Here is a 16,329-nt window from a genome sequence, read left to right as displayed (position 1 = left end):
ATCAATGAAACGCTTGTAGTATCGGAATTACGAATTACGAATTACGAACTACGAACTACGAATTACACCAAAACCACGGCTAGCGCTCCTCCTAATGCGGCAAATACGGCTGAGACGAAGGCAGTGGCAAACAACCACCAAGAAGCTGTGGCGGCGGCTTTGCGGGTTTCTTCTGCTTGCAGTTGTGCTTGATGCTTGACTTCTTCTAGACGGCGTTGGGTTTCATGCTGTAAGCGTTCGGCGCGTTGTAATACTTTGTTCCGTGCGCCTTCAATTTGGTCAATAACTCGGTTGACATCCGCTTCAGATATGTCCTCACGGGAACTGAGAATCGCCACTAGGGTGTCGCGGTCGAAATGTGACAGGCGATCGCGTAACGCATCAAACCCTGCCTGTGGATCGTCAAAGAACGTGCGAACATCACGCTTGATGCCGTCATAGTTAAGTTCAGGACGCTCTAAGGAGTTGAGATAATTACGAATCCGGGCAAAAATCCCTTCTACCACATCTTGAATCCGCCGTTGAATCCCACTGATTTGTTCTACAAATTGATCCCGCACGGAGACGATATTATCGGCAATTGTGGCGGCTTCTGCATCAGTCATATCTTCGCGAATTTTCAGCAAAGCGATCACTGTGTCACGGTCGAAATGGGACAGGCGATCGCTCAAACTTTCCATTCCCACGCGCGGATCATGCAACAATAATTGTACGTCGCGTTTAATCGCTTCTGGGTTGAGTTCTTCTTTACCAGTTTGCCGCAAATACTCTTGTAAATAAGCTTGGAATGTTTCTATTCTTTGCTGTGTGCGGGTAGCTAAACGACGAGGCGCGCGCACAATATTCTGAATCGAAGTTTGTACAGAATCAATGACTTCATTGACTTGTTCTTCACTTAAATCTCGTCGTTGACTGAGTAACTGGACTAAAGTATCTCGGTCTACCTGAGACAAGCGACGGCGCAGAGCTACGGCTCCTTCTCTGGGCTGTTCAAATAATCTGGTAAAATCTCGTTGAATACCTTCAGGATTTAACTCTTGTTTGCCAGTATTCCGCAAATAATCGGCAATGGTCGCGGTTACAGAGTCGTACTGTTCCTTGGCTTTGTGTGCTAAAGCTTGGGGTGTATGGCGGATATTATGCCAAGAGTCTTCCACAGCATCAATGATTTGATTAACTTGCTGTTCACTCAAGTCTTGGCGTTGACTCAATAACTGTACTAAAGTATTACGGTCAAAGCGAGCTAATCGCGCACGCATAGCGATCATTCCCGATTGGGGATCTTCAATCAGCTTTTGAATATCAGCACGAATCGCATCAGGATTTAACTCGGCTTTGCCAGTATTCCGCAGATATGATTCTACATTCAACCATAGGGTTTCGGCTTGATATTTAGCTTGTTCTGCCAATCCTTGAGATTCTACCAAAACGCGATCGCGTTGGTCTTCTAAGTCGTTGAGAATCGGGTCTACTTCGTATGGTTGAAGATCATTGCGTTCTAGCAAGATTTCCTGCATTCCCTGGCGATCAAATTGTGACAATCGCAGCGAAAGAGTTTCGTAATCTGCTTCTGAGTCTTCTAATAATGGTTTAAAGTTTTGCTCAATTCCTTCTGAAGTCAAATCTGCTTTATCAGTCACCAAGAGATAACTTTCTACTCGCCGTTGCAAGTCTTGTGCAATCTCTCTTTGTTCAGCAGCGCTGACTACGATTAATACCTCTTGACGTACAGTTTCTAGCTGGTCGCTAATACCCTGGATTTGTTCTTGAGTTAGTAGTCCTCGTTGTTGCAATGTATTGGCGAAATCTTGGCGATCAAGCCGTTCTAGTTCCCTTTTAACTATACCAGGGTCTGCGGCTGGGTCATAAATGACATTACGAAATTCTGCGGCGATTCTTCCTGGACTCAATTGCCAAGAGTAGGTGTTGAGTAGATAGTTTTCTACATCAGCCCGAATGGGGCTATAGGGTTCTGATGGCATGGGTAAACCCAGTTTATCAGCTTGTGCCGTGGCTTTGTCTTTGGCTGTAGTCAGCGATCGCCAAATTTTCTCTACATCAATATCAGATAAATCTGCTCTTCCCAACACAATACCAGTCAGTGCAGTGATTCCCTGTTGTAAGGTCTGTTGCATCATACCAGGTTTTTCTGCTGGTGTTCCTGTCTCAGAAGTCCGCCTTTGTGAAATTAACCGATCCAATTTGGCGTTGAGTTCATCTGTCTTCGCTTGTCCTGGTGGCAGTGATTTGAGATAATTGACTAACTCACCTAAGTTGTCTTGGATGGGTTGTTGTTGACTTACTACCTGCTGCCAAACATTGTATAGGGTATCGGTGATTCGGTTAACATCTCGTTTAGAAAGGTCGGTGCGACTGCTGACTAAATCAATAAACTTTTGGCGGTCAATGTGGCGGAGGTCTGGACTGCCGGCGATGGCTTGAAATTGCGGATCTTTGAGTAAACTTTCAAAATCCCCACGAATGCGGGATAAATCTAATTCTGGGGGACGTAGCTGTTCGAGGTAATCTTCGATATTTTCTCGAATACTAGCAGGATCAACAGCATTCCCTAATTCCCGACGCACAGCAGCCGCCGCAGCTTCAGCTGTTGCTACTACCTGCTGATTCACCGCTTTAGCACCCAGTGCAGCCGTAGCAGTACCCATAATCGCCTGAAAACCGGAAGTAGCGGAATTGACTACCGAACCAACTAAGGAACCCACGGTAGTCGAACTCACCCACACCAGAAGCAAAAAATATGCGCCCCAGATGACTAATCCCAGAATTGCTCCCAGTCTGGGATCTAAAACCAGTAGACTTAATTTTACTGAGAGAAAGCAAGCGATTAATAAAGCGATCGTTACAGTCACTAATGTCCACAAACCCAGTGCTGTGCCAATTTTGCGAATTGTGCCACCGAAACTTCCCGCTTCCCCAACAGTCCCATCTGAGTCAGATGGCCGCCCCAAGTAGGATATACCAGCAGCGACGGAGAGGTTAGTTAATACTAGTTGGAAAGCAAAAGAGAGAATCACACCAGAGATTAAAGCGACAAAAAAGCGCGGCCCAGAATTAAGAACTGATGCTTGCGCTGGTGTAATCCCCGTGGGAACTACCGGAATCTGTGCCAACCACAATAGTGGGTTGTAGACTCCCAGTAAATTTTCCGTACATTGAAACATTATATTTCCTTTTTCTAGGGTTAAATTTGGGGAGGATGAGGAATTTCATCAGAAGCAAATAAACATCTATTTATTCGGTGTATATATGGCAATACCCAACTCTTCATCACTTTACAGAATCCTGGAATTTAGCTGTTTAGTGCATCCCCCTAAAGTTTGAAAACCATATCTAACGCTAGGTAGAAGTTTGGGTATCTCACAAGGTAAATTTTGATAAATAAATCGTAGCTATTTAAATCAGTTAACAGTGAACAGTAAGCAGTTACTAAGTGTTACTTTAGGGGATTTAGACCTGCAATCAACACCAATCACTCATCAGATTTGGGTTATCAGTTTTCAGTTGTCACTTAACCCCGATGTCTTAGAAAATCAACACAGTTATGTCTCTTGACTAGTAACTGATAACTCATAACTATTAATTTTTAAATTATAGAGATATGCTCTTTACTCAAGTGTTAATTTACATTTATTTATAATTAGCATTTCTATCACCTCCTCAAGGTGGATATGCCCTTACGTATAAGTTTCTGATAATCGTCCGCAAGAGGTGCGTGTAGTTTGTACCTACAGGTGGACAGCAATTTACTGATTAATTGGTAAATTTAAGTTAAGCAATAAATGATTTAGGACAAAAACATGGAAACTCGAGAGACTCGCCCTTCCACTGATTTACCACCAGTTGCACTGGAATACAATGGTAGAGACCGCAATACATTTCTATTTGGTTGGACTCCTCAAGCCGAACTGTGGAATGGTCGGTTCGCAATGATTGGCTTTCTTGCCTATTTACTTTGGGATTTAGCTGGATATAGCGTTCTACGGGACGTGCTACATCTCATTGGTTATTAACGCTTAAATACTGAAGAATTAGTTTGATTTTGGAGTAAAAAAAATGGAAACTAGAGAAACTCGTCCTTCCACCGATTTACCACCAGTTGCTAAAGCTTATAACGGTGTAGACCGCAATTCATTTCTGTTTGGTTTTAATCCTCAAGCCGAACTGTGGAATGGTCGGCTAGCAATGATTGGTTTTCTGGCTTACTTACTTTGGGATTTAGCTGGATATAGTGTCTTACGGGACATACTCCACTTTGTTAGATATTAGTCCTGAATGTGGTACGAGGAGCTAAAATTTGACAGTTATTAACTCCTCAATAATACAAATGTGAGAAGGCGGAACCAAAATTGGTGACCGCCTTTTGAAGCACGCCCTTTTTTGGGCTGATTTGAAGTATGAACACGATTTGTAATCATGTCAAAACCCCTGTAAAGAACTTCCTGTACCGTCTCTACATTTACAGCTATTTTTAAGTAAATAGACCACGGGGTAGGGGCGCTAGTTCAGGTGAACCCAACTATGGGTAATTCATATATCAAAGCAGAAAACGCACCATTACATACAATGCTAATGCCACCAGTTGGACTAGCATGATTGGAATCCCATAATGGAGAAAAGTTTTAAACGAAATGCGTCGTCCGTGTTGTTCCGCAATACCGGCGGCTACGATATTAGAAGATGCTCCCACTAATGTGCCATTTCCTCCCAAGGTCGCACCAAACATCATAGCGTAAAACAGTGGTAGCACTTCTGGGGGGAACTCGCCCATAAAATCTGGGGCTAAAATTTCCGTAGGTGCTAACCCCACAGTCACGAGATATTGTTTGAGTAAAGGAACCATCCCTACTACTAAGGGAATATTGGGTATCAGGCTAGATAATATCCCTACAAAAAATAACAAAACTAGAGAACCCAGAAAAATATTTTTACCGATAAGTGCGGAAAATATTCCTGATAAAGCATTAATTACACCTGTTTTCTCCAGTCCTCCAATTAGCACAAAAATACTCATGAAAAATATTAATGTACTCCAGTCTACATCTCGCAATATCTGATTCACAGAATCAATTTTGCTATGGTGAGATAGCAGCAAAGCTAAAGCTGCACCTAATAAAGCCGCCCCCGCAGGTGAAATAGGTATGGGCAAAGATTCACCAATCACAAAAAAGATTAATACTAAAACTACAATCACTGCACCCAAAGTGAGAACTCGTGGATGATTGATTTGTGGGTGTGGGAGTTCTGACAAAGTTGCTAGTTTCGTATGCCAAATTTTTCGGAATAAAATCGGTAGTGATAAGATGACAACAGCAACGGCAATTACTCCCCCTAAACTTAAGTGCCATAAATAATCTATAAAACTGATATTAACTGCATCTCCCACAATAAATGTAGCCGGATCACCAACTAGTGTTAAGAGTCCCGCACTATTAGCAACTAAGACCATTAAAATTAATAAGGGGACAAAATTTATCCCTAATTCTTGCGCCATTGGTGGAATTAACGGTGCTAATAGCATCACTGTTGTAGCATTGGGTAAAACTGCACAAATGGGAGTGACAATTGCGACAATACCAAGTAATAGACGCTTGCCTTCACCTTTAGCGAATACAACTATTTGAGTCGCGACATAATCAAATATCTTCGTAGACTCAAATGCTCGCACAAATACCATAACGCCGAAAAATAAACTCAGTGTTCCATGACTTTTACTGATGTAATCGATAGCTTCTGGTAAAGTCATGACGTTAGCAAAAACTAACAATAATGCTCCCAGGAAGGCCGCAATGGTGAGATGCACCCATTCCGTTATGACTAAGAAAATTACACTGATAAAAATGAACAAACTGAAAACCGCTTGCCAATTTTCCACGCTATACCTCTTGAAGTTTAACGAAGTTGTATGTTAGAGAAAAAGCCACCTATATATAGATGACTTTCCGGCAATTTTAATGAGATGAAAAATTACTATAATCCTGCATAGGAATTATTCATCAATACAATTGGGTATACCTAAAATGGCACAGGGAAAATTAGAACCTAGTGTTTGGAAGATGGAATGATTAACAGACTTACATCCCAAAAACAAGATACTAGCAGCTTCCAATTCCACAACTTTTTTCAGTTCTATCGCAACACAACCAAACCGCAGATGAGATTTAAAAGAACCTTGCCATTCTTCAGCTAGGCTTCGTGCTTGCCAAATAATTTTGTCGGCTGCTTGGAGAGGAGCAATAGTTTTTTCTGGTAAGCATTGGGTCATCCCTCTGAATTTTGATTGAGTTAAAACCGGGATTTCAGACCTTGATACTGCACTTACTGGACATTCTAAATTCGGCAGGGGTTTCGTAAAACTAAATACATCTGTAACCTGATTACGATCATGATTTTCTACCACATAAACGGCTTGCACGTTCACTTGTGCATTTGTAGCTAAACGCGTTTGATGGGCAATGCAGAAGGCTAAATCTAGTGCAGTATGACTATTAGTTGAAGTATCATAAGCAACGATTAAGTTAACAGTTTGAGCTTCTGGAGACAAAGGTTTTTGTGGCTCTGGTAATAATACCATTTGCTCAATTAAGTCATCTCGACCGATGGCGCTTTGCAAACGCACTAACATGGGCTTGATTTTCACGATTTGGACTTCTCCCCAAAGGAACGAATGGTGAATGAGAAGTAGGTTAAAAACGGATAACCCCTATCCCAGAGGATAAACAAGTCATATCCGCAAAGAAACCCCAATAACAACTGGTGTTAAAGCCAAAGTTTTGGGAGTTCCTTCCATTGCCGACGGAGTTAGCTGACGGGCTAAGACTGGAAGGTGTCTCTCGTTAAGATTAGCCCCAAACATTGGTTCCTCCGTTCCAAATCCAGTTTTGATGAATTTGAATTAGGCTACCCACTAAATAAATAGTATTCTAACTAATTACAGCAAATTTATTATCTACTTTAATCAGCCGTATGGGAAATAATCTTGATAATTTATTACAATGCTCGACCATACACCTCAATTGTATTTAGTTGCCAGGCTTCTAACTAAAGTTGTGACTTATACAAGGCTTCCCACAGTCACTCCAGGCAAAGGTCAGTGTTGAATTTAAATAAAAGCATACAAGAGTTATTTTTGGCGCTGTTGAACCAGATAACTAATTTTATGAATATGTCCAAAAATCGCTAAAATAATTGTATATATTAGGTTTACTCATCTACTCCAAACGCACTTTAGAATAATGGATTTTAGTCTGTTACTGGCTGAAAATGTTGATATCATTCTCAAAAAATGGGTTGCAGCAGTTCTTAAAGATCGGGAAATTGAAAGTGCCGAAGATTTACCTTATACAGCAATCCGAAATGATCTTCCCGATGTGTTAAAAGCAATGGTCACAGTGCTGTCTAAGTCTCAGGGTAATGATATTCAGTCGATAATTACTGCTAGTTGGCATCATGGGATACTGCGGGCTAAACAAGGCTTTGATCCAGCAGAAATTACTCATGAATACCATCTACTAAGAATGGTAATATTCGATACACTTGAATTAGAGTTACTCAAGGGAACACCTTCAGAAATTATCCGTTCGATGCGTTTGATTGATGCTGTCATAGACGAAGCGATCGCGCAGTGTGTTAATAGTTATATTGAAGAACGCTTACAGGAATTTAAGCAGTTACATTCGTCACTAGAGCTTCATAATCAGCAACTCAATCGCTTAGTGATTGCCAATCAAGATCATATTTCTCAACTAGCCCATGATTTAAAACATCCTTTAAGTTCAATTATTGGGTACTCAGATTTATTTTTACGCCAACAACGAAAAAAGCCGGAAATAAAAGACAACTACGCTAACATTGAACATATTGAACGGGTGTTACGCAATGGTAGACAGTTACTTCGTTTGATTAATGATGTCCTCGAAATTTCGCGGTTTGATGCTGGACAGACACAATTAAAACCAGCACTGATTAATGTCCGCGAGTTAATCGACAATGTGTGTGAAATGTTGCAGCCTTTAGCTGACGAAAAGAAATTAAAACTGGTAGCAGATTACGATAGCATCCCGCAAAAAGTAGTCACAGATGAATTTCAATTACAACAGATTATGATTAATCTGCTAAGTAATGCGATTCGGTATACAGACTCAGGGACTATTAGCATAGAATGTCACTTGCTAAATAATCAAAAGTGGTCAATCGAAGTTTGTGACACAGGAATTGGAATTAGTCCAGAAAACCAAACCCAAATCTTTGAACCCTACTTTCGCGGTAATTCTGGGAATCGGTCTTATCTTCCCGATAGTACTGGTTTGGGATTGGCTATAGTTTCTCGTTTGGTAAAATTATTACAAGGTGAAATTGATTTAGTTTCTGAAGTAGGAAGAGGTTCTACTTTCACAGTAACTATGCCTTTGGAACTAAAGTTATAAAAGCCAAAAGAAAAGTTTTTATTCCTCTCTTCTCCCTTCTGCCTTCTTCCTTTGCGCCTCTGCGCCTCTGCGTGAGAAAAAAACTCTTAACTTCATGTGCCAAAAATTGCTATGCTAAAAACCAAGATCAGCTATTTTGCCAACCATGCCCGCGCCCACTATTAACCCCACAATCACAGCCTTTCCCTTAACAGCTGTAGTCGGTCAAGAAGCCATAAAAATAGCCTTACTATTAGCAGCAGTCGATCCCGGATTGGGAGGAGTAGCGATCGCAGGTCGTCGCGGTACGGCAAAATCAGTCATGGCTCGTGCTATTCACGCTCTACTACCACCCATCGAAGTTGTCCAAGGCTCCATTAGTAACTGTGACCCCAACCACCCAGAAGACTGGGATGATTATCTGTTTGCTGAGTATGCAGACAAAGATATTCAAGATATCCCTACAGAAATTATTCCCGCACCCTTTATTCAGATTCCTTTAGGAGTGACAGAAGATAGACTCCTGGGTTCTGTGGATGTAGAAAAGTCAGTACAGCAAGGTGATACTATATTTCAGCCTGGGTTACTCGCCTCAGCTAACCGGGGCGTGCTGTATGTAGATGAACTGAATTTATTAGATGATCAAATCTCCAATCAGCTTTTAACAGTATTATCTGAAGGACGCAACCAGATTGAACGGGAAGGAATTAGTTTTCAGCATCCTTGCAAATCCTTATTTATAGCCACCTATAACCCCGAAGAAGGCGCACTACGAGAGCATTTACTCGATAGAATTGCCATTTCCCTGTCTGCTGATGGTGTACTAGGCTTAGATCAAAGAGTATCAGCTGTAGAGCAAGCGATCGCCTATTCAAAATCTCCCCAAGTATTTCTCCAGCAATACGAAGAAGACTTAGACTCGCTGAAAACCCAAATTCTTCTAGCACGGGAATGGTTGAAAGAAGTCACCATCACCCAAGAACAAATTGCCTATTTAGTCGATGAAGCGATTCGGGGAGGAGTCCAAGGACATCGCGCTGAATTATTTGCTGTGCGTGTTGCTAAAGCTGCGGCGGCTTTGGAGGGACGGACAACAGTCAACGCCGAAGATTTACGTCGGGCTGTGGAATTAGTGATTGTACCACGTTCTACAATCGTCCAGACCCCACCACCAGACCAACCACCACCACCCCCACCACCACCACCTCAGAATCAAGACGAAGAAGACCAGCAAGAACAAGAAGACGACGACGAGGAAGACAAAGAAGAACAGGAACAAGACGAACAAGACGAACAACAACCCCCCGACATTCCAGAGGAATTTGTGTTTGACCCTGAAGGAGTAATTCTGGATGAGAGCGTGCTTTATTTTGCCCAAATGGCGAAACGACAAGGCAAATCGGGGAATCGCAGCATTATTTTCTCTGATGACCGGGGACGTTACATTAAGCCGATGTTACCCAAAGGGAAAGTCCGCCGCATTGCGGTAGATGCAACTCTAAGGGCGGCTGCACCCTATCAAAAAGCTAGAAGGGAAAGACAGCCCAATAAAAAGGTGATTGTCGAGCAAGGCGATATCCGTTCCAAGCGTTTGGTACGCAAAGCTGGAGCCTTGGTAGTATTTGTAGTGGATGCTTCTGGTTCAATGGCTCTTAACCGGATGCAATCAGCCAAAGGTGCTGTCATGCAACTGTTGACAGAAGCTTATCAAAACCGTGACCAAGTAGCCTTGATTCCGTTCCGAGGAGAACAAGCAGAAGTATTATTACCCCCAACACGTTCCATAGCCTTAGCCCGTAACCGTTTAGAGAGGCTACCTTGTGGCGGTGGTTCGCCTCTAGCACATGGTTTAACTCAAGCAGTCCGTGTGGGTGTAAATGCCCAAATGAGTGGAGATATTGGGCAAGTTGTGATTGTCGCCATCACCGATGGCAGGGGTAATATTCCCTTGGCGCGTTCCTTGGGTGAACCGTTAGAACCAGGAGAAAAACCAGACATTAAAGCTGAATTGTTAGAAATTGCGGCGAGAATCCGAGCTTTGGGGATGCAACTATTGGTAATTGATACTGAGAGTAAATTTGTGTCTACGGGTTTTGCTAAAGAGTTATCGCAAACAGCCGCAGGTAAGTATTATCATTTACCGAAAGCCAGCGATAAAACCATTGCTGCTATGACTAAAGGTGCGATCGCTGATTTAAAATCAAGATAATTAGTCATAAATTTCTTGTACAGACGCGATTTATCGCGTCTCCCCACGCAACACTTTCTAATAACCTGTAGGTACTGTTTGTGGTTGTAAATAGCAAATTAGATCCTGAATGCCTTTTTGTAAATATCGTGTGACTGTCATCGGACTGGTGCCAATATTTTTAGCCGCATCCTTCCGAGAAAGTTCCTTTAAAAACACCATTTCCACTGCCATCCGGGGCTTGTCTTCTAACATATTAATGGCTCCTTGGAGTTGTTGCCGTTCTTCATCTTGCTGCTGAAGCGCAGTAGAACGAGGACAAGGAAGCGCCTCACCTAAAGTGATTTGGCAATCCACATAATGGGTTGCGGTAGCGTCTAAACTCAAAGGCATCCGATTTTGAGAGGCTAACTTAGTTTCTTGCCATTCTTGGACAGAGACGTGCAGTTGCTCGGCGATTTCAGTATCTCTGGGAGAACGACCCAAAGAAATTGATAATTCTTTACGAACTTTTTGGCCTTCGTTGTACAGTTCTTGCCAACGACGGGGGATTTTTACTAGACTACTGCGATCGCGTAAAAAGTGCAGCATCTCGCCTCGAATGTATGGCACAGCAAAGGAACTAAACGCATATCCTTGGCTAGGGTCGAAGCGTTCAATAGCCCTAATTAAACCAAAATAACCTATTTGTTCTAAATCTTCATAAGGTTCATTACATTGATGGCTAAATTTATGAGCTATCTTTCTGACTAAGCCAGTATGTAACTGTACGAGTTGATTACGAAGTTTAATAGAGGGATTTTGGTGGTATGAGTGCAATAACTCCACACCATCAATTTGCATAGAGGTTTCACAGGTTGTCATATAAAAATTCCTTTTTTATAACTCCCTTTTGTCAAAAGAAAGGAGTTGCGTATATTGCCTTCAAATCTCTCATTATTTTCCTTAGTCAAGCCTGAATAAACCATCGTCGTTTTACTGAAATTAGGGAAAGTCTTACTAGTATCATCGGTAATTTTACGCAAATTTTTATTGTTTTGGCTGTTGCGAGTTATTTTATTTTTCCAAGTAATAATAGTTCCCTAACAAATGTTGAGTTTTGGCAATAGAACCTAGCTATTTATGATCAAAAATGCATACCTTACCCCATAGCCGTATTTCTACCTGAGCGAAACAAAGTCTGATACTAAGTTTAGTTCAGAAATAGTATCTAGAAATTCGCTCATTTCTCAGCGTCAAATTTCGCTATTCACCACAAAAGTTGGTAAAAATGGAATTAAACCGAATATTCATCTCAAAAAATTGACAAATGAGTAATACTAGCAACTTTCGTGAGGCTATTCGTGAGGCTAAAAGTCAAGCCCTCATTGGTCCAAATGTCATTGCCAATGCCTTACCGTTTGTAGGTGGCGGTCTGGTGCTAACAGCCGTGGGAACCTATGGCGGTCTGAACGTTATCCGTACCAACCCCAGTATTTTCTTTCCCACCTTCATTGGTGCAATGATTGTGCAGTTAATTCTGTTCTTTGTTGCCCGGAATGTTGCGGAAAAAGGTAACAAAGGTTTGGCACTACCTCTACTAGCAACCTATGGTCTCTTATCTGGATACACCCTCAGTGGCTTAGTGTTCGTTGCCTTGCAAACCCAAGGCGTTGGCATTCAAGGTATTGGGTTAGCTGCCCTTGGTTGTGGCGTTACCTTCATTCTCGCCCGTCAAATTGGTTCCAATCTCTCTGAAAAAGATGGGATGGCTTTGACCAAAACTATCAGCCTGGGTGTCATTGCCTTGGTTGTTGTTTGTCTAGCCCAATTTGCATTTGCCATGTTTGGTGTTTACACACCCAGTTGGTTAGAAATTGGCATCTCAGGTTTAGGGGTTTTCCTATTTGTGGGAGTCTCTGTGGTTGATTTCTACATCTTGCCCCGTACTTATCAGGATGACCAATATCTACCTGCTGCCTTGTCGATGTACCTCACCTACATCAATTTGTTTGTATTTATCTTGCGGTTGCTAATTGCCCTGAATGGTCGTGATTAAGCGTCCTGAAAACAATCCAAATTAATCAATAATTGTTCGCCGTGGTTCATCTACAGTAACCACGGTTTTCTGTGGCAAGGTAAAAAAATGGCAATTTTATACTACAATAATTAATTGACCTTCTTTAGCAAAGCACTATGGAAGTATTAGAACTCAAACGCGAAATCGAAATATTGTCCGGTCGTCTGGGTAAAGCCCAGGACTATCTTTGACATACCTGCACTGACTGCCAAAATTCAAGATTTAGAACAAATCGCCGCACAGCCAGAATTGTGGGACGACCAAACTCAAGCACAACAAACGCTGCAAGAACTGAACGACCTCAAAGCCCACCTCCAGCAATATGAGCAGTGGCGTTCTAGTTTGGAAGATACCAAAGCAGTTGTTGAGCTATTGGAGTTGGAAACTGACGAAGCACTATTGCAAGAAGCAGAATCTACAGCCACCAAGCTCAATCGTGAACTTGACCAATGGGAGTTACAACAGTTACTTTCTGGCCCTTATGATGTGGAAGGGGCAGTGTTGACAATCAATGCTGGCGCTGGCGGCACAGATGCCCAAGACTGGGCGTTTATGTTGATGCGGATGTATACCCGTTGGGCAGAATCCCACGGTTACAAAGTCAGTTTAGCTGAAGAATCAGAGGGTGATGAGGCTGGGATTAAATCAGCCACCCTGGAAATTACTGGTCGCTACGCTTATGGTTATCTACGCTCGGAAACAGGCACACATCGTTTAGTACGCATTTCACCCTTTAATGCTAACGGTAAGCGCCAAACCAGTTTTGCTGGAGTGGAAATCATGCCGCAACTAGACCACTCTGTACAACTGGACATTCCCGAAAAGGATTTGGAAATTACGACATCCAGAGCTGGTGGTAAAGGAGGGCAGAATGTCAACAAAGTAGAAACAGCAGTCCGAATTGTTCACCTACCCACCGGACTGGCAGTGCGTTGTACAGAGGAACGCTCTCAACTGCAAAACAAAGACAAAGCCCTCGCCCGTCTGAAAGCTAAACTGCTGGTGATTGCCAGAGAGCAAAGAGCGCAAGAAGTCGCCGAAATTAGAGGTGATATGGTGGAAGCTTCTTGGGGCAATCAAATTCGTAACTATGTGTTTCACCCTTACCAAATGGTGAAAGATTTGCGAACCAACGTGGAAACAACTGCAATCTCTGATGTCATGGATGGCGACCTCGATGCGTTTATTCAAGCCTATCTCCGGCAGGAAAACCAGCTGGTAGACAGCACTTCTGCTTAGGGTGCAGGGGGCAGGGGGGAAAGAAACTGACTCAAAACTTTATTCACTCAGCACTCAGCACGGGCTAAACGCCCCGCTACCGCTAACAGCACTTTCCCCACTCAGCACTCAGAATAGGCGCAATGGCATCAGAAGCCTAGTTAAACTGTTAAATTTATATGTAATAGAGATTTGTGAGCAAATTATTATGAGCAACTCGCCAACAGAACCCAAGCCTAGTTACGTAAAACTGGCCATGCGAAACATGGTGAGGAAGGGAGGCACTTCCATGAAACATTTTCTACTGACTGCTGTAGGGCTTTTAGCTGTTTTCGTGGGTCTTGCTTACCTAACTCACTAACAACAAAGCAACATCACAAGCTGTGAGGAGAGTTTAAAGCTGGTGCAAGTTGAACTAGATGTACAGGATTTATTTTACGAATCGTCCCCAATAGAAGCTATTGATATTGGGGATAACAATAGTCGAATTGCTACGGAAACTTGGGAAAACTGGTTTAATCGCTGGCTGGAAACTCTACACCCGCATCTGCCGCCAGCAGTAGGTTATGAAATAGGACTGCGTTTGACAGATGACGCGGAAATTCAGTCATTGAATGCTCAATATCGCCAACAAGATAAACCCACAGATGTTTTGTCTTTTGCGGCTTTAGAGGTAGATTTTCCTCAAAGTCCGGAAATGTTGGATGCATCTTTGTATCTAGGTGATATTGTAATTTCGGTAAATACGGCTCAACGTCAAGCTCAACAGCAGGGGCATAGTTTGCTAACCGAATTAGCTTGGTTAACAGCTCACGGGCTACTACATCTGTTGGGTTGGGATCATCCAGATGAAGAGCAGTTGATGCAAATGTTAAAGCAGCAAGTAATATTACTGAAGACTATTAGTATTGATATTGACATAGAATATTAAATATTCTTTATGTCTGTAAGTGTTTATAATACTTCTGTAGAAAAATACTTCCAACTTGATTGCATCATCAAAAATCGTAAAATCAGTCAAATTCTTCTGTAATTACTTTATTGTTCAATTTTTAACCTTATGTCCCAACAAGTTTCCCCTCCATCAACACCAAACTGTCTACCAACACTAGTCACAAAGGAACGGGAACTGTCCTGGCAAGTTGCTTCTAATTTATTCATCAGCTTTAAATATGCCTGGGCTGGAATCAGTTACAGTTTTCATACTCAACGCAACTTTCGCATCCACCTCAGTGTCTGTGCCTTAGCGATCGCTTTAAGCATTTTCTTACATTTACAAGCAGTAGAAATTGCCGTCATTGCTATAACCAGTGGTTTAGTGTTGGCATTGGAATTACTAAATACAGCCGTTGAGTCTCTTGTAGACTTAACAGTTAAGCAGACTTATCATGAGTTGGCGAAAATTGCCAAAGACTGCGCTGCTGGTGCTGTGCTAGTTTCCGCCTTAGTAGCTTTACTGGTTGCGGGTACGCTCTTGTTACCGCCTCTAGTGATTTTAATTATGTCAAATTTCTAGGTTTGCTTGTTCTCCCACCCTGATGATATTTTATAGGTGGACATAAACCTCGTCTAGGTTGAGACCCGTAGTTTTTAGTCAAGATGGTGAGATTGCTTCCTTACGTCGCAATGACAAAAACTCCACTTTTCATGATGGACAAGGTTTAGTTTGTCAATGTCTTCTTGATTCGACTTCAAGCAGGACATTCATTGATATGTCTAGTTATTTGCGATAATTAATAACTATAAATAGTATGGGAGATATAACCCAGGAGTTATAAGCTTTGATTATAGTTATCGATAATTATGATAGTTTTACATATAATTTGGTGCAGTATTTAGGAGAACTAGCAGCAGAGTTCCCTGTAGCATCAGATATTAAAGTTTTTCGCAACGACAAAATCACAGTAGACGAAATTCAAGCATTAAATCCGGCACTTGTAGTTATTTCTCCTGGGCCTGGTCGTCCAGAAAATGCCGGAATATCCCAAGATTTGATTAAACAGCTAGGTCACAATTTACCAATTTTGGGTGTCTGTTTGGGGCATCAAAGCATTGGTCAAGTATTTGGTGGTAAAATCGTTTCGGCCACAGATTTGATGCATGGTAAAACTTCTCAGGTGTCTCACGCTGGAGTAGGTGTTTTCCAGGGGTTAGAAAATCCGATGGTGGCAACCAGATATCATAGTCTAGTTATTGACCGTGACACCTGCCCAGAAGTTCTAGAAATTACTGCTTGGGTAGAAGATGGCACAATTATGGGCGTGCGACACCGGAACTATCCTCACATTCAAGGAGTCCAGTTTCATCCAGAGAGTGTTTTAACATCTTCAGGAAAGCAGTTATTACGCAATTTTCTGGAACAATTAGAGTCAAGAGAGTAATTATTCACCAACCTCACCCTTTAAGGGTGAGGATTGCCCAAACCAGTTTGGGTGACGTAA

General features: G+C 42.2%; 14 protein-coding genes and 1 riboswitch. Of the genes, 10 read left to right on the top strand and 4 right to left on the bottom strand.

The genetic code is table 11. The annotated features are described in order from the left end of the window. Window positions 1-62 precede the first annotated feature (62 nt). The gene (locus ACM0OW_RS03100) at window positions 63-3,182 is read right to left on the bottom strand and encodes an MFS transporter (protein ID WP_414548572.1); all 3,120 of its coding nucleotides are present in this window, start codon (window positions 3,180-3,182) and stop codon (window positions 63-65) included. 636 nt (window positions 3,183-3,818) lie between these two features. On the opposite strand from ACM0OW_RS03100, the gene ACM0OW_RS03095 reads away from it, so the two are divergent. Then, window positions 3,819-4,031, top strand: coding sequence for a chlorophyll a/b-binding protein (locus ACM0OW_RS03095; RefSeq protein WP_414548571.1), 213 nt, complete (start codon window positions 3,819-3,821; stop codon window positions 4,029-4,031). Window positions 4,032-4,074: 43 nt separating this feature from the next. Next, window positions 4,075-4,287 carry a chlorophyll a/b-binding protein gene (locus tag ACM0OW_RS03090; RefSeq protein ID WP_414548570.1) on the top strand — a complete coding sequence of 71 codons (213 nt, stop codon included), beginning with the start codon at window positions 4,075-4,077 and terminating at the stop codon, window positions 4,285-4,287. Window positions 4,288-4,555: 268 nt separating this feature from the next. Here the strand turns inward: ACM0OW_RS03090 and ACM0OW_RS03085 are convergent, their stop codons facing one another. Then, window positions 4,556-5,893 carry an SLC13 family permease gene (locus ACM0OW_RS03085; RefSeq protein WP_414548569.1) on the bottom strand — a complete coding sequence of 446 codons (1,338 nt, stop codon included), beginning with the start codon at window positions 5,891-5,893 and terminating at the stop codon, window positions 4,556-4,558. 114 nt (window positions 5,894-6,007) lie between these two features. Next, window positions 6,008-6,643, bottom strand: coding sequence for a universal stress protein (locus tag ACM0OW_RS03080; RefSeq protein ID WP_414548832.1), 636 nt, complete (start codon window positions 6,641-6,643; stop codon window positions 6,008-6,010). Window positions 6,644-6,796: 153 nt separating this feature from the next. Next, a riboswitch (cyclic di-AMP (ydaO/yuaA leader) is annotated at window positions 6,797-6,930 on the bottom strand. 323 nt (window positions 6,931-7,253) lie between these two features. Between ACM0OW_RS03080 and ACM0OW_RS03075 the strand changes: the two genes are divergently transcribed. Next, entirely contained in the window at window positions 7,254-8,444 is a 1,191-nt protein-coding gene (locus tag ACM0OW_RS03075) for a sensor histidine kinase (protein WP_414548568.1), read from the top strand. A gap of 145 nt (window positions 8,445-8,589) precedes the next feature. Continuing rightward, entirely contained in the window at window positions 8,590-10,632 is a 2,043-nt protein-coding gene (bchD, locus tag ACM0OW_RS03070) for a magnesium chelatase ATPase subunit D (RefSeq protein WP_414548567.1), read from the top strand. Between the two features lie 57 nt (window positions 10,633-10,689). Here the strand turns inward: bchD and ACM0OW_RS03065 are convergent, their stop codons facing one another. Continuing rightward, window positions 10,690-11,475 (bottom strand): RNA polymerase sigma factor SigF, encoded by a 786-nt coding sequence (locus tag ACM0OW_RS03065; protein ID WP_414548566.1) that lies wholly within the window; start codon window positions 11,473-11,475, stop codon window positions 10,690-10,692. Window positions 11,476-11,920: 445 nt separating this feature from the next. Between ACM0OW_RS03065 and ACM0OW_RS03060 the strand changes: the two genes are divergently transcribed. The 6 genes from ACM0OW_RS03060 (at window position 11,921) to ACM0OW_RS03035 (ending at window position 16,269) form a co-directional block, all read left to right on the top strand. Next, window positions 11,921-12,649 carry a Bax inhibitor-1 family protein gene (locus ACM0OW_RS03060; RefSeq protein WP_414548565.1) on the top strand — a complete coding sequence of 243 codons (729 nt, stop codon included), beginning with the start codon at window positions 11,921-11,923 and terminating at the stop codon, window positions 12,647-12,649. A gap of 137 nt (window positions 12,650-12,786) precedes the next feature. Then, a protein-coding gene (gene prfB / locus ACM0OW_RS03055) for a peptide chain release factor 2 (RefSeq protein WP_414548564.1) occupies window positions 12,787-13,909 on the top strand; the annotation gives its coding sequence in 2 pieces (ribosomal slippage) (window positions 12,787-12,858 and window positions 12,860-13,909; 1,122 coding nt in all). A gap of 187 nt (window positions 13,910-14,096) precedes the next feature. Continuing rightward, window positions 14,097-14,249 (top strand): DUF3285 domain-containing protein, encoded by a 153-nt coding sequence (locus tag ACM0OW_RS03050; RefSeq protein WP_414548563.1) that lies wholly within the window; start codon window positions 14,097-14,099, stop codon window positions 14,247-14,249. A 42-nt stretch (window positions 14,250-14,291) separates the two neighbouring features. Next, complete coding sequence (ybeY, locus tag ACM0OW_RS03045; RefSeq protein ID WP_414548562.1) at window positions 14,292-14,819, top strand: rRNA maturation RNase YbeY; 528 nt, start codon at window positions 14,292-14,294, stop codon at window positions 14,817-14,819. A gap of 129 nt (window positions 14,820-14,948) precedes the next feature. Then, window positions 14,949-15,404: a diacylglycerol kinase family protein gene (locus tag ACM0OW_RS03040; protein WP_414548561.1), complete on the top strand. Its 456-nt coding sequence runs from the start codon at window positions 14,949-14,951 to the stop codon at window positions 15,402-15,404. Window positions 15,405-15,669: 265 nt separating this feature from the next. After that, entirely contained in the window at window positions 15,670-16,269 is a 600-nt protein-coding gene (locus tag ACM0OW_RS03035; protein ID WP_414548560.1) for an anthranilate synthase component II, read from the top strand. Window positions 16,270-16,329: the final 60 nt, after the last annotated feature.

It is taken from the genome of Anabaena sp. CCY 0017 (assembly GCF_963920885.1).
Classification (GTDB): Bacteria; Cyanobacteriota; Cyanobacteriia; order Cyanobacteriales; family Nostocaceae; genus Nodularia.
Note: the sequence above shows the minus strand (reverse complement) of the source record. Positions and strands in the feature narration are given on the sequence as shown.